Here is a 22,268-nt window from a genome sequence, read left to right as displayed (position 1 = left end):
AGCCTCAAGTCTGTTACCAAGTGGGTACGTACTATTTGCATCATCGTACTAGGCCGCAGGCAGACTTGAGGCCCTTCTCATGAATGACGGTTACTATTCACCTATGTCGGGCGATGTTAAAATGATAGTGACTTTCATCAACTTTAACTTCGGAAGAGGTCGTCTGCATGATAGAGTTCACCCATGAATATGCGGAACATTTGTACCACACCCCCAATGCCTTGGAGAAGCATAACGGAGTTATACCCATCCGTATTGGCTATAACGAGGCAAAGCCAAATTATCATATAGGACCGCGCTTTATTGCTTACTATAGCTTGCATTTCGTTCTTGCAGGACAGGTTACACTGTGCATGAATCAGGAAGAGACAACACTTACGCGAGGCGATCTTTTTGTTTTATTCCCTCACAGCATTCATGAATATTACATTACTTCCTGTGAAGAACCCGCTCTAAAGATGTTTTGGGTTGCTGCCGAAGGTAAACAAATGCCGCTGGTCACTCGCCGCCTTGGGCTTACGCTCAAACACCCCTATATTAAAAATTTTTTCAACCAGGATCTTGAGCGATCCTTTTTTCAATTCGCCTCCGAATGGAAGCAGCTCGTGAGACAGGATGACTTCTCGTTAACGCAAGGATTCTACTCTTTCCTAAATCAGATCATTCAATTATCCAAACCGATGAAAGCAGCCTCACCCACCGATGACTGGGTAGCAACAAGCATCGACTATATTCATTTGTATTATAAGGAAGGGATAACCGTTGCAGACATTGCTGAACATGTCGGGATCCATCGCTCTCATTTTTCAAATGTCTTTCACCAGAAAGTCGGCATCCGGCCGCATCGGTACCTGACGAATCTAATCATGACGGAAGCTATGAAAATAGTGCAAACGACAGCACTGCCGATTTCTCATATCGCCCTATCCCTCGGGTATTCAGACGTGTACTCCTTTACACATGCTTTTAAAAGATACCATGGACACTCGCCAAGCTCTTACCGCAAATCATAATAACCTAACTTACAGCCTAAAAAGAGAAACCCGATGTCCTCCATAAGACTCGGGTTTCTCGACAATCTAACTGACTGCAGCAGATATTCATTGATTTATATATAATTGAAGGAAATATTTGATAATGGCTGAGCTTTATAGGTTCATTCAGGCTAAATTAATAGCTTTAATTGTATCCAAAGGTAATTTCGGCTTTCGATCCTCAGTCAGAAGCCCGTTAATCTCCTGCTGAACGTCGGCAAGCTGCGTATAGCAGTAACCACTAATATACTTAACGTCCTTAATCGCTTGGGTAATGCCGCGGAAACGCTTAATGAAATCCTCCTCCGACACCACTTGATCGCCGTAGCCCCAGCCTTTGTCCGACTGGAACGCGATACCTCCGAATTCGCTGATGATGATCGGCTGACCTTGATATTCGTATCCTTCGGCTAACGCGTACTTCCATTGATTGCAAGTCGTTTCATTGGCCAAAATCGCATCCTTGTCCGCATAACGCTTCAGGAAACCGTCACCTGTAGCTACATAGTCATGCAACGTTAAAATGTCGGATACCGTATGCTCCCAGCCGTCGTTCGTGATGACTGGACGGTAAGGATCAATGGACTTAGTCAAATGATAGATGCCCTCGGTAAACTTCTGCTGCCGTTTATCTCGCAGAATAGACGGGATGCCCCATGATTCATTAAACGGCACCCAAGTAATAATACTTGGATGATTATATTGCTGCCTCACAATCTCCAGCCATTCCTTTGTAAACGCATCGACCGCTCGGTCATGAAACTCGAAGGTGGCCGCCATCTCCGACCACACAAGCAAACCTTTCACGTCGCACCAATAGAGAAAGCGGGCATCCTCGATCTTCATATGCTTGCGCACGCCGTTGTAGCCCATTGCCAGAATGTGATCGATATCTTCAATTAAGGCTTCCTCGCTTGGTGGAGTCAGATGGCTTTCTGTCCAATAGCCCTGATCCAGAATCATTCTCTGGTAGATGGGAACATTGTTCAGCAGCACCTTTCCGTTCTTAATAGACACTTTTCGCATGCCAAAATAGGAGAACACCCTGTCTACGGCCTGATCCTTCACATACAGCACAAATTCCACGTCGTATAAGTTCGGATGCTGCGGAGACCAGAAGCTTCTTTTCCAAGGCCCGTTTGCCTCATGCAGCAGATCAACCTCAACGGTTAGGCAAGGGCGGTCGATCGCTAGACTAACCCGTTTCACAAGCTTGCCTTTGAAGGTAATGATAGCTTCCAGCCTTAAATCACCGGCTCCGGCTTCCTCCACCCCTTGCACCTCATAATCGAAACGGACGATGGAACGGTCGAAATCCGGCGTGATTTTGACGGCATCAAGTCTCTGTTCCTCCACGTATTCCATCCATACCGTCTGCCATATCCCGGTCGTCTGGACATAGAAGCATTCGAAATTGTCTTTGGTCCAGCGCTGTTTGCCTCGAGGCTGATAGCAGCTATTGCTGTCTACCACCATCACCGTAATTAGATTATCAGCTCCGAATGCGAGATAATCAGTAATATCGAACGAGAAAGCCGCGTAGCCGCCTATGTGCTGGCCTACTAACGTTCCATTCACCCACACCTTCGCTTCGTAATCCACCGCTTGGAAATGAAGGATAGCTCGTTTCCCTTCAGCTTCCATCGGGATGTGAACAGCTTTGTTGTACCACACTTGCGGATGGAATTCTTCAACTCCAATCCCGCTCGCTTTGGTTTCGTACGTGAAGGGCACATTTATTTTGTGGGTCTCTTCGAATTTCTCGTGCCACTTTTCTTTCTCTCCCATCCCGCGGTCATCGAAGCGGAAGTTCCATTCGCCATTTAAGCTTAGCCAATTGTCGCGTACAAATTGTGGTCTGGGATAGTCTTTGATATATGCCTTTGTTGTCATGCCGTACCTCCTAATTCTTGTGCTTCTCCAAAACTTCCAGTACATAAACAGATGTAGGACGCAGCGGATAGCCGAGCTTCCATTCTTCGGCAGGGACGATTTTTTTCTTGCCTATAACCCGTTCCGGCTCAAACACGGAATTAATATCGTCATAGGAATCTCCCGTAATTTCATATAAAATTGTTTCTTCCGAAGCCTCGAAGTTTTGCAGGTCAAGCGTCGCTTTCACCTCATTTAAGCTGCGGTTTACGATAAACACGGTGACGGAGGTGCGACCGCTGTTCGTGCCTGCCACAACATCGAGATCAGGCAGCGCCTCCAGAGAGATAGGCGTCTGCCTGAGTGACGGAACAGCAAACTTTCCGCACTCGGCTGTGGCGTGAACAAGATGCCGAACATCCCGATTCGCGTAAAGCTTCATTACTTCATAAGTTGGCGTTCCGTATACGGTAAGGGGTAATCCGCTCCAGCCGGGTTCCTTGCCGCAATATTGATCGGCATAATAATCGCCAACGCGAATACATCCGCCGAGCCAGCCGTTTACCAGATCGGAGAAGCTGCCGATATGAACCATATCGCTGCAGCGTATCATTTCGTTCAGGTTAGCAGCATTGGCTACTGCCGCTCCTAAGGTATGCTCATTCGGCAGCCCTTTTCGAATCGTGTTCGGGTAATACATCGTGTTGTATTCGGTAATCGCCAGCTTCACATGGCTATGCTTCGCATTCGCAAGAATATGCTCTGTCGTCTTTGCTATGTGGTGACGGGTAAACTCGGGATAAGCAGCAATCGCTTTATATCGATCCTCCGACGGCGTATTCTGGTTCATGCCGAATGGTCCATAGCCGTGGTACAAATGTAAAGTAAGATAATCAAAATGTTCACCAGCTAAATCTAGGACTGTCTTGTTCCACTCCTGCTCGTAGTGTCCGCAAGCCAGCAGGACGATGGAGGGATCTGTTGCCTTCATAGCTTCGGCGAAGGAAACCGTACGCCTTGCAAACTGATCTGCAGAACATGTACCTACCTGCCACTGTCCCCATACCTCGTTGCCAATCTCCCAATAGCGGACATTGTAAGGCTCTGGGTTTCCGTTCGCTGCACGCCTCGCACCCATTGGCGTATCGATGCCGCCATTACAGTATTCAATCCACTGAGCGGCTTCCTCGGGCGTACCCGATCCGTCATTTACGCAGATGAGCGGCTCCACCTGAAGTTCTCGGCAAAACCGAATAAATTCGTCCGTGCCAAAATATTTACTGGTCCAGCCACCCCATGCTTCGTTGTACATGACTGGTCTTTCGAGAACAGGACCTATACCGTGCTCCCAATGGTAGGCACTGATGTAGTTGCCGGCAAGCCTCATCATCCCCGCGTTCAAATCACGCGTCATGTCGATGACTTCACGCTTCACCATGGCGACGCTATCTATCGGCAATACAGATACATGGTCAATCCATAGCATACCGGTGGACACGTGATCGCTCCATCTCTGGTGGTCAGCCGGAATGTATACCCTGAGTTCGGCGTCGACGCATTCGCGAGCAATAGGCAGCTGCGCTTCGTACTCACGCCAATTGTGACTTTCGAGCTCGATCCGGACTTGTCCAAGGAGCTCTTCCGAGCGCCGATCGACAGCTTCAATGATAATAGTCTTCAACTCGACGGAGGCACGGGCCACAAGCTTGACCGTATAATTGGCTGGCCCCTTGAGCGCCGTCTTTTGCGCGATTCCCGCATAGGCCTCATCATCGCTCAGAAGGCGAATGCGCTGGGCGCGCCCCGAATGCTTCGGTGCAGGCGCCTCCAACGCGTACTTGGTATTTCGCCCATTCGTATAGGCGTACCAGCTACCGGAAATCTCTTTCTTTGACACGGCCTCGCTCTCGAAGTCCATATCTTTAAGCGGGAATGCGAGCATCGCTTCCATATGATCCCGAATATCTTCAACGAAATGACCGAACAGGTAAGGGTTTACCGCATGCTCGCTCGCGTGGCTGCAATCAATCGTAATCTTTGCGTTAGTTTTCAAAATAAACCTCCAACTGATTTGTCATAATGGTTACGATGTTAACCTTTAAGCGATCCGATCATAACGCCCTTTACGAAATGCCGCTGCACGAATGGATACATGATTAATACCGGCAAAGTAGAGACGATAATGACCGCGAACTTAATGCTCTCGGCAAGCAGAATTTGATCCTCCAGCCCGACACTTCCGCCGTCGATGCCTGCGGATTGGCTGATCATGAGAATTTCACGCAGCACAAGCTGGAGCGGATGCAGAGCCTCGTCACGGATATAGATCAGCGCGGCGAAGTACGAATTCCAATGACCCACCGCATAGAATAGAACCATAACAGCCAGTATCGGTTTGGATAGAGGCAATATAATGCTAAACAGCAATCGCCAGTTGGAGCAGCCGTCCATGTGAGCTGCCTCCTGCAGCTCCCATGGAATGCTTGATTGAAAGTAAGTCCGCATAACGATTAAATTGTACGTGGCGATCGCCCCCGGGACGATCAGCGCCCACATGGTATTCACCATCCCCAGTTCCTTAACCAGCATATAGGTTGGAATCAATCCGCCGCCGAAAAACATAGTGAGCGTGATCAAGACCATAATTTTGCCGCGCCCGGGAAGATCTGGCCTGGACAATGGATACGCCGCCAGTATCGTCATGATAATATTGATGAGCGTGCCGACCACGGTATAAACGATCGTATTGCGGTACCCTGTCCAAATTTTATCGTTGTGCAAAATGCTCTTGTACGCTTCCAAGGTCACACCCTTCGGCAGCAGCCATACATCTCCATTCAACACCTTGGACGGATCGCTGAACGAAGCGCTGACAATAAAGAGCAGCGGATACAGCACAATAATAATGATGATTGCGGCGATCACGTATATAACGAAGTCGAACGCCCGTTCATCCGACGGTTTTCTTATGGCTTGTTGCTTCGACATGCCTGAGTTCCCTCCTTTACCATAAGCTCGTCTCTGACGTCTTGCGCGCGAATCGGTTGACCATCAGCAGCAGGATGAGATTGATGACCGAGTTGAACAATCCGATAGCCGCCGTGTAGCTGTATTCTCCCTTCAATATGCCTGTCGTATAGACAAACGTGGAGATGACGTCGCTTGATTCCAAATTCAAGTTGTTTTGCATGAGCAAAATTTTCTCAAAGCCGACGTTCATGAAATGGCCGATATCCAGAATGAGCAGGATCACGATGACCGGAGCTATGCCTGGAAGCGAGACATGCCATATGCGCCTCAGCCTCGACGCTCCGTCCATCTTGGCCGCTTCGTATAGCTGCGGATTCACTCCGCTGAGCGCCGCAATGTAGATAATCGATTGCCACCCCATGTTTTGCCATATGTTCGAGCTGATGAAGATCGTCTTGAACCAGCCGGCTGCCTCCATGAATCGGACTGAAGTGCCGCCGAATGCCTCGATCATCATATTGATCGGTCCTGTCGGCGATAGGAATACGTTCAATATGCCTACGATAACGACAACCGAAATGAAATGAGGGATATACGTAATATTTTGCAGCCATTTGCTAAAGGTTTTGCTTCGGATTTCATTAACAATTAGAGCGAGCATAATCGGAACCGGGAATGCGATGAGCAGAGAGAACAAGTTGATGGACACCGTGTTCCATAACAGCCTCCAGAAATAATACGAGTCGAAAAACCGTTCGAAATGCCCGAAGCCTTCCCAAGGGCTTCCGAAAATGCCCTTTGCCGGATTGAAGTTTTTGAATGCGATTTGCAGGCCGTACAGTGGACCGTAGTTAAAGATTAAGTACCAGGCTACCGGCAGAAGCAGCATAAGATACAGATCATACCGTTTGGCTATATTCCTGATCAGGCTGGATCCGCGCCTCGGCTGGATATGGGACAGAGCGGCGGCTGCACCTTCTTGCGCGCTCTTCATGAGCATTCACTCCTTATTCATACGGTCTCGGTCTTATTTCTCCATCTTGTCGTAAGCTTCTTGATAGAGCTGTTCCAGCTCGTCGATCTTCATTTTTTTCAAAGTAGACTGGAATTCCTCCCACTTATCGAAGCTGATCGCGCCAACGATAAACTTCGTGCTTTGCTCGTCGATATATTTGTCGATGTCATTGCGCAGAATATTAACCTTCTGAGCGTTCTCTTCATTGAACATCGGAGCAGCATAACGAATCTTCGGCATGTACGGCTCCAGCTTCGCGTATGCCTCTTGAACTTGCGGTGGATTAATGAAAGACGCTACCTTGTCGCTGATCAAGTGAGGCGCGCCGCCGCCTGCGTACGGTGTCATTTTTCCCTGCGCGCCTGTTATTGCCAGAAAATCCTCTTTGTAATATGGCATGCCGTCCTTCAGCTCGTAATGCTCGCCCTCTCTGCCAAAGCGCAGCAGGGTGGAGCCTTCGTCACTGTAGAAATAGTCGATCCAGCGTATTGTCGCTTCCGGATATTTGTTCACAGATGTAATAGCGAACGCTCCGAAGTCGCGTGGCACCGGCGCTACCGGGCTTTGCATCTGGTCGCCATGCGGACCGACTGGAGGAGCGGTGCCGACATATTGATCCTGGATCGGCAAGAAGTTGTTGTTCGTCTGGTCAAAGAAAAGACCCGTATTGCCTGAGCCTTGCTTAGCAAGATATTGTGCTTCCGTATGCGTGAAGATTTCCTGATCCAGAAGTTTCTCCTTATACAGCTTGTTCAAGTACATAAGCAGCTCTTTGTGCTTCTCGTCGCTGCTCCAAATATTGATCTTGCCGTCTTCGATGTTGATGTTATAGCCGAGCTGCAAATCCAAGCCAAACGATCCGGCCATCATGTTTACGATAGGTATCCCCGCTGCCGCCTTACGCGCAGTCATAGGAATTTCATCTGATTTGCCATCTCCGTTCGGATCTCCATCCCGGAAAGCGAGGAGTACTTTATATAGCTCATCCGTCGTTTTGGGCTCTTCCAGGTTCAGCTTCTCGAGCCAAGCTTTATTGATCCAGCGTTTGTCCGTACGCGCCGAGCCTGTCGTTACGATGCCGGGAATCGAGTAAATGTGTCCTTCCGGAGTCGTAATGCCCGAGCGGATCTCTGGATATTGCTCCATTAGGCTTTTCAAATTTGGTGCATACTGCTCAATTAAATTCTCCAGCGGAATAAGCTGTCCGGCCGTCCCGTAGCGAATAGTCTCAAGCGGATTGAGTTCCGATCGGTACAATACATCGGGAAGCTCGTTGGAAGCGAACAATAGATTTTTTTTCTCTGCGAAGCCGTCTGTAGGAGCTTCGGTAAATGCTACTTGAATGTTGCTTAATTTCTCATAGTCTTGGAACACCGGCATATCTTTGAACGGCCCGTTAGCAGGCGCGATTCGCGTGAACATCTTGAGCTTGATCGGTTGCTCCACGATCGGGAACCCTTCCGCTTTAACAGCGCTTTCAGAAGCAGGCGAAGGCTGATTCTCTGTCTTTGAGCCTCCGTTGTTGTTGCTGCAGCCGGTCAGGATCAGACCGGAAACGATCATCGTAGTAAGTGCGTTTCTTCCCCAGTGTCTACGCATAAATCTGTGACCTCCAATGTTCTATTCACCGAATGGTGTAACCGTTTGCCAGCGGTGTCCACTCATTATAATTCACCCGTTTCGCCACAAAGTTATAATAATATGACTATTTACTCCACATATTTTACAACTTCGCTTCAGCTCCCCCGCCTCCCAAACCGTTCAAATACGTTTGGGGCGTCACGCCGGTCATTTCCTTAAACACTCTAAAAAAATAGTTGTAGGAAGAAAAGCCCGCTTGACTGCTGATTTGCTTGAGCGAGTATTGACCGTTCTCTAGCAGCTTGCGCGCTGCATCGATTCGGATCCGGTTTAAATATTCAGAGAACGTCGACTTCGTCTCTTCTTTGAATATTCTGCTTAAATACGATGGATTCAGGCTGATGGCGTCCGCTGCCAGCTCCAGGGTGACGCTGCCTGAATATCTTTCCAGAATGAATCCTATCGCTTGCGATACATGCCGTGAATACGGTCCCACTGCATGTGTCTCCTTGAGCAGGCTCAACAGGCTGGCATAGAAGGCTTGCAGCCAATGCTCCATCTCTCCAACGCTGTCTAATCTACCCAGTTCGCTCCTTGCAGGAAGCTTGTCCATCGCAGAGCCATGCTGAGGCAGCCATTTCTTCAACACTTTATCCGCGATATGCAGAAGCTCGCTGATGATCATTTGCACGGAATGAGAGTGAATGGGCTGCCCCTTAATCGAATCGAATACGGACAAGATCAGCCGCTGCATGCCGTCCTTATCGAGCATCTCGATTGAGAGCAGCAGCTGTTTCTGCTCCTCGATGGTTAAAGAGACCCGCTGACCGTATATGCCATTTCCCCCTCCATTCACTTGGCCAGTCAGTTCCTCGCCGGGTGAAAAGTCAAGCAATCGCTCTGCGGAACCGTAACTCGTTCCAAGAAGTGACAGGCTGCTGCATAAATGTCCGACGGCATAAACGCACTTTAAATTCAGGAATAGCTCCAGCGCATGGCGAAGCTTGCTCATCATTCGGTCAGCCTCGCTTGCGGCTGCATGCTCGCTTCGTTCCTTGAACGAAAAAACGACAACCATACGTCCGTTCTCAAGGTAGGCGGCTGTACGTTCTTGTATATCACCCAGACTCTGCTGCATGATCTCAACAGCCTGCTGGACGAGTCGATTGGTTTGTACGTCGCTGCAGGATTGCGTCAGCAGCAGGAAAGGGACAATCTGAAGAGACGCTGCAGCGTAGCTCACCGTTTGAGAATATAGCCCATTCTTTCGTGCAAAGGTTTCGATCTCCTGAGCGGACTGCGATTTCCTTCTTACCAAATCGGCTATATAACCACGGATGAGCACGGGATTCATTCGTTCTGCCATCGCTTTCTGATCATTGCGGTCCTCCAACAGCCGATCCTCCTGCCGAAGCGCAAGAACCGCTTTGTTCAACATGTCAATCAGCGTTGCTCCGTCGAGACGATGCTTCAGCAAATAATCAATGGAGCCATTTTTTAAGCAATCTCGCACATAATCATAGTCGTCAAAGCTGCTAAGCATAATCGTCTTAATGGCAGGATATCTTTCTTTGATCGTTCGATTTAGCTCCACACCATTCATTTCGGGCATATTTACGTCTATAATGGCGATATGCGGCGGAGACTGCTCGATCAATGCCAAGGCCATGACTCCGTTGTGCGCTTCACCACTTATTTCAAAGCCGTGTTTCCGGAAATTGATTAGCGTCGATAAATTGTTGCGGACCAGCGGCTCGTCATCAACCAACAGCACTTGAAACATAACCTATATCACCTCATGATCTAATTTTTCCGTGTCCCGTAGAACGGGAAGTGTAATTACGACCTTCGTATATAGTCCCAGTTCGCTGTACAGCTTTATACCGTAAGGTTCTCCATTTATGCGAACAATTCGTTCATGCACATTACGCACTCCCATACCACTGAAACGTGATGGAGCCTCTCCTTTGCTATGCTCGCCCAGCAGCAAATCCATCTGCTCCAGGGTCATACCTTTGCCGTTGTCCGTCACTTCGATTTTTAGGTTGTGATTCTCTTCGCAAACGCGAATCATAACCGCTCCCCCTTCCTCCAGCGAGCCGATCCCATGAATGATGGCGTTCTCCACGATAGGCTGCAGCATAAGCTTGGGTACCCGGCATTCCAGCAGGGCTTCATCCTCAATCTCCTCATACACCGGAATTGGCTGCATGTACTTATATTTCACGATGGAGATATAACTGCTTACATAGTCCAGCTCCTCTCGAACCGTAAGATATTCATTGGAATTACCTAAAACCCCGCGCATCAGCTCGATTAAAGAGCCGGATACCTCCTCGATATTGGGCACCCCGTTCAGCTTGGCCAAGTATTTGATTGTATTGAGGGAATTGTATAGGAAATGTGGACGTATCTGCGCCTGAAGAGCCGTCAACTCCGCTTCGCGCTTCTCCTTCTCACTGATTCGAATTCCTTCCAGCAGCCGTTTCAATTCCTCCACCATACCGATAAAGACGTGGTACAGCTGGCCTACCTCGTCTTTCGTTTTGATTTCCTTCATTGGAAATTCCAAATTCCCGTCCTTCACCCGCATCATCATGGACTTCAGACGCCGAATATTTATGGTGATCCGGGAGGACACCTGCAGTGAGCAGATTAACACGATGGCCAAAACAAATACCGATACTTCAGCCATCAGCTTGCGAAGATTCGCAGATTCACTAAGCAGTGAATCCATCGGTATTAGCGCCAGTGTAGTCCAGCCCGTATATTCCGATGAACGTCTAACGACGGTGTAGGTTCTTCCATCTATGATCATTTCCGCCGCATCGCCAGGGCCTTTGAACTCCTGCTTAATGCTTACAATCTTCTCAATAGGAGGAGCAAAAGACGGCGCCGATTCGGACTGATACACGAATCCGCCTTCTTTATCGAGCACATACAGCATGCTATCGGCGGTCGGCTTCACTCCATACGTTTTTTTGATGAAATCATAGTTTAAATCCACCATAACTACGCCGATTGTCTCGCGGTTATAACGGATTTCTCTGCCTACGGTAATGGCATCCGACACGCCGGTCTGCTTCAAATAGGCATGGCGCGATCCGTTTCCAAGCGTATAATCCATCATCTGTGACCCAAGGACTGTCCGGTCCAGCCATGGACCACCGGAGAAAAAAACCTTTCCGTTCAACCCAACAACGGCAATCCTAGAAATGTAGGGCTTATAATCGATCAGCACCGATAGAAATTCTTCAATCCGCTTCTGTTCTAAAAACCATTCGTAGCTGATCTCTTCCGATGGACTGAGCAGCGTATCGATCACCGTGTTTTTGTTAGTCACTACTACCGTGTTCAGCCGGTCGATCTCTTCCAGCATAATATTTAGGGATTCATCCGCCTGGCGAATACTATCCGATACCGAAGTAACTGCGTTATCCTTTATCGTCTCGCGCATATTCAAATAGACAATGCCAGATACGGATAATATGGAAAGCAGGGCGACTAGACTGAATGCGATGAATATCTTCCCTTGAATGCTTAAACGGGGCGAAATCCATCGTTGAAGGGTGGATAACTTCATATCGAGAAATCTCCTTTTTGAACATAAGGAAGTGTTTATCGTGTAATCGTTTTCAAATATATTGTACCTACTTGAGATTATCCAATTGTCTTTCTTAGAGTTAAGGGGGATTCCTTAAAATAAGTCTTGAATGCTCTGGTGAACGTATACAAATTCGGATACCCAAGGGACAGAGCGATCTCCGTTATCGTTGCATCTGTATCCATTAGCAGCTGCCTCGCCTTGTCCATACGGATCTTCTGCATGTACTTCATTGGCGGCATGCCCGCTTGGCTTGTAAACACTTGGGTAAAGTAGGAACGATGAACACCCGCGAAATCCGCTACCTGTTGGACGGATATTCCCTCTGAGGCGTGCAGCTCTATGTATTTCATGCATTCATGAATCCAACCTGCAAGCTCGGCCTCTTGAACTGGTACCGAATCCGGAATCAACCCGGCGAATAATGCACAAATATGACTTTGCAGCTCAAGTGCACCTGCCGGATTCCACCTCTGAGCGCCCTCAAGCGTATGAATGACTTGGTCTGCCGATGCTCTGACTCGTGAGGTCAGCGCCTTCTTGCGAAACGGATGCTCATGCGTTAAACCCGCAAGCTCTAGCAACGCCATTGCCCTATCGCCATCCACCGCCAACCAGCTCATTTGAAGCGGCCGATCAGTGGGAAGCATGTCGTAGAAATATTTACGATAAGGAAATAAACAAAACACGTCGCCCTTCTCCAGCTCCACCTGCTTGCCTTCGTACTGCAGCCGAACCATTCCCTCCTGCACAAAGTGAAGACTGTAGCACTCGATCCTCTTGGGTCCCACTTTATAGTTAGGCTTGGCCAAACAGCGACCCGCTCGAACCGGCCATATACGACATTCCTTTTCCAGTTGCCCAGGCGTATAGTAAATGAAATCAGCAAACTCATACTCGTATTCCTGCATCGCAGCCATCACTCCCATCCCATAATCATTTCCACAGACATCTAACATAATGACAACTATCTCATTTCTCAACATTCAAAATAAATTGAATTATTATAAGAATTATAATAATAGTAGTGGATTGTTCTTGTCTAGTTCACCTAACATAATGCTAATTATATTGGATGTGAAAAAAGGCCACTGGGTGGCCGTTGCAACCAGCTAAGCTGGCGCCATTAAAGAACCGAAACCCGTTGGATGAATGGGTTTCGGTTCTTTTCATTTTGGTTATTTACACATAAGAAGGATACTTTGAAAAAAGCCCCCCTCTTGTGGGTCTTTATTCTGATAAGGGCTATAGAATTGGACTTATTCATCAAGATAATGGTTTAATATAAGCTGGTTAGGTAATATAAGGATGAACAATTCGAGGAGGAATGGCAAATGCCAACGGTTCAAGTAGAAGGAAGAAACGCCATTCAGGCAGTAGAAGGCACAAAGCTTGTGCTAATGTTAGAGGATAATGGAGTCGACGTCCTGCACCGATGCGGCGGGAATGTTAAGTGTACGACCTGTGCTGTAGAAGTGCTCTCTGGAGATGCAGGCGAGATGAGTGAGGCAGAAGCGACAGTTCTTCGCAATAAAGGAATCGAGGATGCAGCTATTCGGCTATCCTGCCAAATTCGGTTGCATAGCGACCTATCGGTCCGGCTTATTAAGACAGCAACCTCTACTGGTCTGGAGCCCGGCACTCGTCCCCAAGATTAATCATTTTCCCGCGTTATATGGTGATGGAAAAGCAGATTCGATCATAACATTAAGTGAACTAACTCCATCTGGGTCATATCTACAACAATAAGGGCTTCTAGCCCTTTTTTTGTTTATATTGGCAGGAATAATGATTAGACCGTGCCGCCCAAACAAGGAAATGAACACGGCCTTCTTGCTAACAGTACGGCTGTTATATCCAATGAGTAATTAGCTTATGTTTTTCTGCACTTCCACGACTGTTTTCTCTTACACTTTCTATTGACTTTAACACCTAACTCTACAGCCGTTATAGAAGTTATTTTAATATATGCTACGACACCTCTCACATTAAGAATGACGCTGCCATCTGAAATGCCCAAATAAACACCTACATGCGATGTTCCATCAAAATGAATCCGAACATTGGGTGTTCCTACACCAATTCGCAAAAGAATTTTTAAAATATTGCTGTTGCTTCCACTGCTTTTACCGCAGCAGCATTTATGGCCTTCGCTCTTGTGACCTTCATTTTTGTGGCCTTCGCTTTTATGTCCTTCGTTTTTGTGTCCTCCACTCTTGTGGCCTTCGCTTTTATCGCCATGGCTCTGGTTTTTTGAGCATTTACAACCTGAGCTTCGGTCTCCTCCGCTCTTGCTTCCCCCTGTTCTCATCATTCCTATCATCTCCTTAATATTAGTAGAATTACTACTATCATATGGAGATTAATAGATTTTGGTGTGTATACGGCAGCTCAATGGGTTGGAAAGGCATATAAACTGCTCATGAGGAGAATAAGACATAAGGCTATATCAACGGCAAAAAGGGCTCTCAGCCCTTTTTCTGTATTTACCACAGGAGATTATACCACTCGCTGCTTATTTGAAGAATGTACCAAGTTCGATCAGGTGTCAGGCGACACTTGTTCTCGATCCAATTTGATTCACAATCATCAAGTTCATATTCTTAATCACAGAGGAATGTTCTTAGGCTTAGCGGCCGCCGCTCCAACATTCTTGACCTTCTGTAAGCTTGAAGCAATCAACGTTTGAGCAGCGAAGTAAGTAGACATAATAAGGAGATCTGAATAAGGCACATCTGCGACAAACTTATTCCAAGCCAGTATCGAGTCCGATGCAACGAATAGTATCGCACCAACAATCGCAAACGCATTGCGGCTCATAATTGCCGTAAAGCACATCGCTCCAATAACGGTAATATAGACAACGACGGGAATCCATAACCCGCTTAAGCTTTCATCCCCCGAAATACGCTCATAAAAGCGACTGCCCAGCAGCACCGAGTAAATGAAGATAATCAAGCCCGCAAGCACACCGTACCATCTCATTCGCGATTGCTGCTTAAACCAACGAGCAACCATTGCAGCCACATAAAACAAATGCCCCGTTAGAAACGCACCCAATCCGAACACAAACCACGGATCATCGGGAAGCAGCAGGAACGCATCTCCCAATAGGCTAAACAGCAGCCCTGTCAGAATCAGCTTCCTATAAACCGCTTGGCCGCGTCCATCTGGTACACTGCGAGCAACGAGCGTAATAATGAGTGCCATTGGCAGAAGCTTGAATATCCAATGCAGCACCGTACTGTCCACTGATAACGTCGCAAGATGAATTAAACCTGTACACACAATAAGTCCCAGCAGCCAACTTCTACGCATATGCGATCCCCCTTATTCCCTCACTTTACCTGAACCTAGAAACGATGTAAACGCTGACATAAACATGAATATTTTTGCTTCTCTAAAGTAGAACAAAGGAATGAAATAAACGAAAATAGAGAACGAGCAGCCTTTTTTCGTAACTTATCGCCATTCCTTTAATTTAAAAAAGGGCTGTCCCAAAAGTAGAATTACCTACGCTTGAAACAGACCCCGCTTTGTTTTTCGATGGAGCTTAGGCAGAAGGACGTCCTTCTCTTACCATTCCTTTAGCTTACGAACCTTATAGCTCTTATTTAAGCCATTGGTAGTCGATTAAAATTGTAACGAACTCCAGAATCGTTATTTCGAGAAAAGTAGCTCATAACGCCTAATAAAGTAGGTTATAACGTTATCCAGGTTCGTTAAAATAAAATAGTTGTCCTTTTCTGCACAATAAGCGCAATACGGTTCGTTAGAAAAATGATTTTGGAATGGAAATTGGATCATAGTAGTGAAAGCTGCATCCTCAATCACCGTGATCTGAGCTTCTAGCTTTACTTAATAAGATCTGTCCTTTCTCATAAACAATATCCGATATAAAATCAGTTTTCTTCCTATTGAAATGAGCAAAATCTATTAAATTTGATATGTCTGCGCCATATAGAGACAGACTGCCGTCACCATGATCCACGAGGGTCATGTCCTTATTCATATTTGTGTAGGGTAAGGTTACAATTTCTTTGGTAGACGGGTTAAAATAACCCGCATGAGAGCGATGAAGACCAGAACCCCATGAGTATGTAAAATACAATTCGGAATCCCCATCGTTGTCCATGTCAGCTAGAGCCATAGTTGTTACGCCAAACCCACCAAACCACTCGCCAAGCCGATATACAACTCCCTTATATAACAAAAATGATGCGGCAGATTTGTCATATTTGAAAATGCTATATTCAGAGTTATCACTAATAGATTGCGGTGTGATGTTATAACACTTATCTGTGTCGTAGCCTGAATTAAAATCCTTTTGCAAAGCTAAAAAAGCATCAACACCGTTCTGAGTTCCCACTATAGATTCTGATTCTACTATCTCCTCGTCTAGCTTCGAAATTTTGTAGATGCTCCAAATATATTCGCTCTTTAGAGTATTGACGTTATCCTTATGTGTTTTTGCCAGCCATACCTCATCATCCAGCAGAAAAAGACGATATTCAGGATCAACGGCCGAATCGGTTAGTACATACTCGTATCTTTCTTTATAACCTAAAATATTAGGAACATTAATACTAGGCATAAAGCTTTCATTAAACTTTTGCACATCTAAAGCTTTCCGTTCATAAATAGCCTTCATTTTCTGTTGATTGCCGGCTCCGTCGGTTATAATAAGCGAGTTTTCGGTAAAAGTATAGTACTCCTTAAACCCATCGGCAGCTACAAACGAGCTCAGTAAATTCATATACACCTGTTCCTCAAAGCGATAGCTGCCATACGGTTCTCCAGTCTCTTGCAGCGCCCCATTCACAATTGGATTCGTTGCACAGACGGCAACAGCGATTATACAAGCTGCGGCTGAGAATATGATCACACGTTTATTTGGCGTCTTAAAGCGTAGTATATTTTTGACGCGCTCACGGATGCCTGTCTCTCCAAAGGCTAGCGGACTAGCAGACGGTAAGCGGCGGTTTGCCGCAAAGGCTAGCAATGACGTGCAATAATCCTTCGCGATTCCCGAACCCGTCTCCGACAGCACCTTTTCATCGCAGCTCATCTCCATGTCTTTGGCCATTAATATAAAGGCAAGCCAAGCAAGCGGATTAAACCAGTGAAAAGCAAGAACCACAAAGGCGAGCGGCTTGATTAAGTGATCTTTCCTCTTTAAATGGTAGGCTTCATGCTTCAGAATGTAGACTCGTTCTTGCTCCTGAAGCCCAAAGGGAATATAAATTCGCGGTTTGATAAAGCCAAGAATAAATGGCGACCGGATGCTGTCGGACTCGAATATATGTTTATCCAAACGGACTGCTGTAGCCATGCGGCGTTTCAAACGGAAATAGGTCACCAAGCTGTAAACAAGCAGCGCAAGTACACCTATACACCATAAAACTGTACCGATCTGTATCCATATTTGCAATGGATTTACGCTAGCAGTCGTGTCCGCTTGCGGCAGCGTGTCGCTTATCATGACATTTACGGTCGGTATGCCTACCGTCATCCCCGGCTTCTCCATATAGCCGATGTCTGCTGGGACATAGCTCAGTGCCGCTTCGCCGCTCTTTTGCGCTGCAGTCATGTCAAAGGGGGGAGCATTAAAGAGGCTGAGCTCAGAGGAAATAGACACAGGACAAACTAGGCGGAACAGTACAATCGCCCATAGCAAATAGGAATATTTCTTTGGTGCCCGTTTCAACAGCAGACGGATGAGAAGCACTGCGATAATGACATAAGACGCCGTGAGAGACATATTGAGTACTTTTAGAAACAACGTTTCCATACTCAGCCCTCCTTATGCTCATCAATTAGACGCTTTAGCTCATCAGCTTCCTTATTGGAGAGAGCTTTATTGCCGAAAAAAGAGACGAGAAACTGAGGCAGCGAGCCCTCAAAAGTCCGCTCAATAAAATGCTCGCTTTCGTACGCCTGGATCTGCTCTTTTGGAATAATGGAGCTTACCATTGTATCCTCATTTTTAAGAAGTCCTTTTTCACACATTTTCCGAAGCACGGTATAGGTGGTTGGCTTCTTCCAGCCGAGTTTTTCTGAACAAAGAGTTACCAGCCTTCCGGATGCCACCGGCTCGCTCTCCCACACAACAAGCATAAAGCGATAATCACTTTCACACAGCTTCAAGTTACTCATAATAACCTCCCCTATCTGGTTTATAATCATAAACCTTTGTAACGAGTTTATAACTATAAACCAGATTAGTCAATGAAAATAGGAGAGCAAGGCTAAACCACTTCTTCCACCGACACCAGGTACAACAAGCTTCCTTCACTGAAAAGCACTCGATTCTCTCGAAAATCCTGTGTTAACGGGACAAGCGGCTCAGCTTTTTCATTCAGAAAATGGATCTTGCACCCTTCAGATAAGCTCCCCGGTTTTTCATTTTTCTTAAGAATATAAGCTCCGTGTTTTCCGTAACCGCCATCGAACAGAAAGTGATAACCATCCGTACAAAACCCAGAAGAGCCGGAAATCTCAGGATTTATAAAAGTGACCTTGGGCTGCTCGATTCCGCCGGAAATACAGCCCAGCCAAAAGTCCGTATAATAATAAAACCACACTTTCTCATCGCTAGCTGCATTGAGCGCATAACAATCGGCGATATCCGACACTTGATCCTCATACAATTTGTTGCCGTTCTCATCCCATGCCACAAGGCCTTGCGCTCCTACAGGTTTATCCCACCCGTTGTTTCCAAACACGCCCTCGTCGAAATAACTGGTCCAAATAATCCCATTCTCCGTCACCTGAACACTTTGAATACCGTCTCCAAGCAAAAACTCTCGAATTGTATTTCCTTTAAAATCACACACTTTAGCATTCAGATCATATTTGCCTGCGCCATAGTAAGAGCAGCGCGCTCCGACTAACAGTAGACGATTATGAAGCGGCTGGACATAATGATAATTGAATTGTTGATCCGCAAACACCACTTCATCAACATAATCTTTTTCTACGAGCAGTACCTTGTAGGTATATGTTTTCCCTAGAACCGTTTGGACGAACATGCCTCGTTCCCGTACGGGGATCTCGTTAATGAGCAAAACATACATGCAGCCATCGGAGCCAATCTGTGCCGAGACAATCTTGAACCCCTCCGTATACGCAGAAATATCAGCAAAAGGTTGAAGCGCCACCGTTTTATTAAACATGCCTATTCCTCCTTAAAGACAGTTATAAAACAAACTAAATTCTGTACTTATTAACTGAATTATGTCTGAGAAGAACGCTCCTGAACATGGCGAAAGTATGGCAAAGGAAAAAGTGTTACATGAAGCCCTGATGCATGATCCTTCATGATCATAACGATGAAAGTTAGACCTGACCTTAGCAAAGTTTGTTTTTTAGGCATAAAAAAATACAGCGCATATGAATCAAAGATCCATTATGCACTGTATTTTCAGTGTCTGACCTATGAAGTTTCTCAGCTCTTACTCCCATCGTGAAATTGAACAACCATTTTTCGGCATAGAAACGATGCTTCAAACCCAGACACGGCATCCAATTCGACGCGAATCTGATCGCTTTCATAGGCGAGACTCAGCTGCAAACAGATATTGTACTCCTCGGCGGGGCTTATTTTCTCATGCTGGATGTCTTCGAAATACAATGCAATAGGTTGCTCCAGCCCACCTGCGGATGTATGCCTGATCGTTACAGATAAGTTTTTCTGATTGCCATGCAGTCCTGCAGCTTCTATACGGGCCTTCGTTATTACATCGTAATGAAACGGGGGGAAAAAGCCGAGCTTATCAATAACACTTTCGGCTCCCTCTATAGAAGTGAGCGGTGAGAATAGGCGTTCAAGCTGCCTTGTGTTCATTAGACTTGACTCATATTGGGGACTCGTATAAAGCAGGATAGAATCAGTTCTGCAATTCACTACCGTTCCGATAAAAGCAGCCCAGTCGGGTTTACCTAATTCGCCAACAGTCATTCGAACCTGATCCTGAGCACGTAGCTCTGCTGACAGATCCGTATTAACATATAGTCGATAGCCCTGTGCTTGCACCTGCCAATCAGTGTTTGGGGTAAAGCAGATTTCTTCCCGTTTTACAGAGCGAACGCTAACGTTCCATTCCCAATTATCTAACATCAGCTTCGATAAAAGGACAACACCCAGCATATGCCGTTCCGATCGGTAACGATCGCCAACAGACCGTTAAATGGAGCTTCATACATATCCGTATTAACTGTCCCGCTGGAGGCAAATTCATTGTAAATCCCTCGATAAGCCTCCTCCGTCTCGATTTTCAGAAAGACTCTTACATAATCGCCCTTCAGTGCTGGTTTCGCTGCTTGAGTATCTGCAAACTTAAGAATTGCATCCCCCACCTGCAGGTCCGCATTGAGTACCTCTTCCCCATGCTTGCGTAGAATCAAAATTTCGCCGCCAAAAACGCTTTGATAATACTTCATTTCATCCTTGCAGTTGTCCACTACGATAAACGGATATGCTATCATCCTTTACACCCTCCTAAGGTTCGTTTGGTCATACGCTGCATTTGCAATTTCAATCGCTTATGTGACATTTTTCATTACAGCATTTCATCCTGCTTGCTCAGATTGCTAAGCACAACCTTCAACAGGTTTATAAATAGATCATATTCCTCATCGGAAATCCCCTGCTTGGTTCTACTCTTGACCCTATCTAACGCTTCCTGTACTTTCGGCACCACGCCCTGTGCCGATTCTGTCAAATAAAGCTGCTGATAGCGGTTATCCGCGGGGTCAACTTCCCTGCGCACATATCCTTCCGCTTCTAGCTTTGCAATCGCCTTAGCGGTAGTCGTCTTGTCAATAAGCAGCTTCTCGCTTAAAGCTTTTTGAGTAATGGGCTGCTGAGATGCTATGGCCATTAGAAAAATATACTGCCCGCTGCCGATTCGATAAGGTGCCAGTTCGGCTGAAATCAAGATTTGCATATGGCGATAGATGGCAGAGATGTATTGTCCGTGAGATTCCGATTCATGCTTCTCAGCAAGCTTCCTATATTCGCTCAGTTTTCTCACTCCTTAAATAGTATGTCATTGCAACTAATATCAGTATATGAAATATAGAATGCTATTGCAACTATTTTTCTGTAAATATTTATACATTTTTTACGCGCTCGAAGCAATGGTTCTGTGCTAACCATCCACTTCGCAAAATAACAATTCAGCGGAATTGTCCGTGCTGTCTTCATCAGCATTTTTTTCTGCTGACCATTGTAGACTGTCATTTTTGTTGGTATACTATTGAAAAATAATTCCATTTTGAGTAATTCAAGGGCTATGCTTTTCTGGCAATGCTAGAGACAACCCCGCTACCTGTAGCGGGGTTATTTTGTTTTCCAAATGAAATGGAGGATGCACAATGACTGGAAACGAAGAAACGAGAATGATTTTAACGAAAGAGGATTTAATTACACAATTTAAAAACTGCGGATTAATGGAAGGGCAAACCATATTCGTACATACTTCATTAAAGAGCTTGGGATTTGTTATAGGCGGGGCTGAAACGTTAATAAGGTCACTTCTTGAAATCGTAGGAGAAGAAGGAACATTGATGATGCCTTCTCAGACATGGAAAAACCTTGACCCCTCTACTGGAGTTCATTGGAATGAACCGAAGGAATGGTGGCCTATTATTCGTGAAAACTGGCCCGCATATGATAAAGAAATAACACCTGCCATTGGTATGGGTGTCGTGGCTGAAATGTTTAGACAGTGGCCAGGGGCAAAAAGGTCTGATCACCCGGCAAGGTCGATAGCAGCAGTAGGGAAACACGCGGAATATATAACAGAAAAACATGATTTAAGTAATATTTTTGGCAGCGACTCCCCTGTAGATAAATTGTATAAATTAGATGGACATGTACTATTAATTGGTGTTGGCTATGAAAAAAATACATCCCTGCATTTAGCGGAAACGAGAGCAAATTTTTCTTCCAAAAAATTTGCAGATGAGAGCAGTTCAGTCATGATTAATGGCAAGAGAACGTGGGTTACTTATTCTACTCAAGCAGTCGACGACGAAGATTTTTGCAGATTAGGAAACGAATATGATCAACAAAAAAATATGAAAATTCATAAAGTAGGAAATGCTGATGTGCGATTTATGGAAGTAAGACCCCTGATCGACTGGACCGTTTCGTGGATGGAGAAGAATAGAGCGTGACGGCATGCGC

General features: G+C 46.1%; 19 protein-coding genes. 3 read left to right on the top strand and 16 right to left on the bottom strand.

Going from position 1 to position 22,268, the window contains the following annotated elements; translation table 11 throughout:
- Positions 1–167 precede the first annotated feature (167 nt).
- Positions 168–1,013 (top strand): AraC family transcriptional regulator, encoded by an 846-nt coding sequence (locus tag BK120_RS16930; RefSeq protein ID WP_076268683.1) that lies wholly within the window; start codon positions 168–170, stop codon positions 1,011–1,013.
- Positions 1,014–1,160: 147 nt separating this feature from the next.
- Here the strand turns inward: BK120_RS16930 and BK120_RS16925 are convergent, their stop codons facing one another.
- The 8 genes from BK120_RS16925 to BK120_RS16890 form a co-directional block, all read right to left on the bottom strand.
- Complete coding sequence (locus BK120_RS16925; RefSeq protein ID WP_076268682.1) at positions 1,161–2,927, bottom strand: glycoside hydrolase family 2 protein; 1,767 nt, start codon at positions 2,925–2,927, stop codon at positions 1,161–1,163.
- A 10-nt stretch (positions 2,928–2,937) separates the two neighbouring features.
- Entirely contained in the window at positions 2,938–4,959 is a 2,022-nt protein-coding gene (locus BK120_RS16920; RefSeq protein WP_076268681.1) for an alpha-L-arabinofuranosidase C-terminal domain-containing protein, read from the bottom strand.
- 38 nt (positions 4,960–4,997) lie between these two features.
- A complete protein-coding gene (locus BK120_RS16915; protein WP_076268680.1) occupies positions 4,998–5,894 on the bottom strand; it encodes a carbohydrate ABC transporter permease in 897 nt (298 codons plus the stop codon).
- Between the two features lie 16 nt (positions 5,895–5,910).
- Positions 5,911–6,870: an ABC transporter permease gene (locus tag BK120_RS16910; RefSeq protein ID WP_076268679.1), complete on the bottom strand. Its 960-nt coding sequence runs from the start codon at positions 6,868–6,870 to the stop codon at positions 5,911–5,913.
- A gap of 33 nt (positions 6,871–6,903) precedes the next feature.
- Entirely contained in the window at positions 6,904–8,490 is a 1,587-nt protein-coding gene (locus BK120_RS16905; RefSeq protein ID WP_076268678.1) for an extracellular solute-binding protein, read from the bottom strand.
- 124 nt (positions 8,491–8,614) lie between these two features.
- Positions 8,615–10,255 (bottom strand): response regulator, encoded by a 1,641-nt coding sequence (locus BK120_RS16900; protein WP_076268677.1) that lies wholly within the window; start codon positions 10,253–10,255, stop codon positions 8,615–8,617.
- Between the two features lie 3 nt (positions 10,256–10,258).
- Entirely contained in the window at positions 10,259–12,055 is a 1,797-nt protein-coding gene (locus BK120_RS16895) for a sensor histidine kinase (RefSeq protein WP_076268676.1), read from the bottom strand.
- A gap of 77 nt (positions 12,056–12,132) precedes the next feature.
- Positions 12,133–13,035 carry an AraC family transcriptional regulator gene (locus BK120_RS16890; protein ID WP_305953888.1) on the bottom strand — a complete coding sequence of 301 codons (903 nt, stop codon included), beginning with the start codon at positions 13,033–13,035 and terminating at the stop codon, positions 12,133–12,135.
- 375 nt (positions 13,036–13,410) lie between these two features.
- Between BK120_RS16890 and BK120_RS16885 the strand changes: the two genes are divergently transcribed.
- Positions 13,411–13,734 (top strand): 2Fe-2S iron-sulfur cluster-binding protein, encoded by a 324-nt coding sequence (locus tag BK120_RS16885; protein WP_076268675.1) that lies wholly within the window; start codon positions 13,411–13,413, stop codon positions 13,732–13,734.
- Positions 13,735–13,949: 215 nt separating this feature from the next.
- Here BK120_RS16885 and BK120_RS16880 read toward each other — a convergent pair whose 3' ends face one another.
- From BK120_RS16880 to BK120_RS16845, 8 genes are all read right to left on the bottom strand, one after another.
- Positions 13,950–14,390 (bottom strand): hypothetical protein, encoded by a 441-nt coding sequence (locus BK120_RS16880; RefSeq protein ID WP_076268674.1) that lies wholly within the window; start codon positions 14,388–14,390, stop codon positions 13,950–13,952.
- A gap of 293 nt (positions 14,391–14,683) precedes the next feature.
- The gene (locus BK120_RS16875) at positions 14,684–15,394 is read right to left on the bottom strand and encodes a lysoplasmalogenase (RefSeq protein WP_076268673.1); all 711 of its coding nucleotides are present in this window, start codon (positions 15,392–15,394) and stop codon (positions 14,684–14,686) included.
- Positions 15,395–15,902: 508 nt separating this feature from the next.
- Entirely contained in the window at positions 15,903–17,867 is a 1,965-nt protein-coding gene (locus BK120_RS16870; protein ID WP_076268672.1) for a M56 family metallopeptidase, read from the bottom strand.
- 2 nt (positions 17,868–17,869) lie between these two features.
- Positions 17,870–18,232 carry a BlaI/MecI/CopY family transcriptional regulator gene (locus BK120_RS16865; protein ID WP_076268671.1) on the bottom strand — a complete coding sequence of 121 codons (363 nt, stop codon included), beginning with the start codon at positions 18,230–18,232 and terminating at the stop codon, positions 17,870–17,872.
- Positions 18,233–18,324: 92 nt separating this feature from the next.
- Positions 18,325–19,251, bottom strand: coding sequence for a hypothetical protein (locus tag BK120_RS16860; RefSeq protein ID WP_076268670.1), 927 nt, complete (start codon positions 19,249–19,251; stop codon positions 18,325–18,327).
- Between the two features lie 272 nt (positions 19,252–19,523).
- Positions 19,524–20,225 (bottom strand): Imm50 family immunity protein, encoded by a 702-nt coding sequence (locus BK120_RS16855; protein WP_144376784.1) that lies wholly within the window; start codon positions 20,223–20,225, stop codon positions 19,524–19,526.
- Complete coding sequence (locus BK120_RS16850; protein ID WP_076268668.1) at positions 20,195–20,563, bottom strand: VOC family protein; 369 nt, start codon at positions 20,561–20,563, stop codon at positions 20,195–20,197. The genes BK120_RS16855 and BK120_RS16850 overlap by 31 nt, the downstream gene beginning before the upstream one ends.
- 74 nt (positions 20,564–20,637) lie before the next feature.
- Positions 20,638–21,111, bottom strand: a complete 474-nt coding sequence (locus tag BK120_RS16845) for a MarR family winged helix-turn-helix transcriptional regulator (protein WP_256710926.1) — start codon at positions 21,109–21,111, stop codon at positions 20,638–20,640.
- A 343-nt stretch (positions 21,112–21,454) separates the two neighbouring features.
- On the opposite strand from BK120_RS16845, the gene BK120_RS16840 reads away from it, so the two are divergent.
- Entirely contained in the window at positions 21,455–22,258 is an 804-nt protein-coding gene (locus tag BK120_RS16840) for an AAC(3) family N-acetyltransferase (protein ID WP_076268667.1), read from the top strand.
- The last annotated feature ends 10 nt before the right edge of the window (positions 22,259–22,268 follow it).

The organism is Paenibacillus sp. FSL A5-0031, from assembly GCF_001956295.1.
Classification (GTDB): domain Bacteria; phylum Bacillota; class Bacilli; order Paenibacillales; family Paenibacillaceae; genus Pristimantibacillus.
This window is presented reverse-complemented; position numbering and strand designations above follow the sequence as displayed.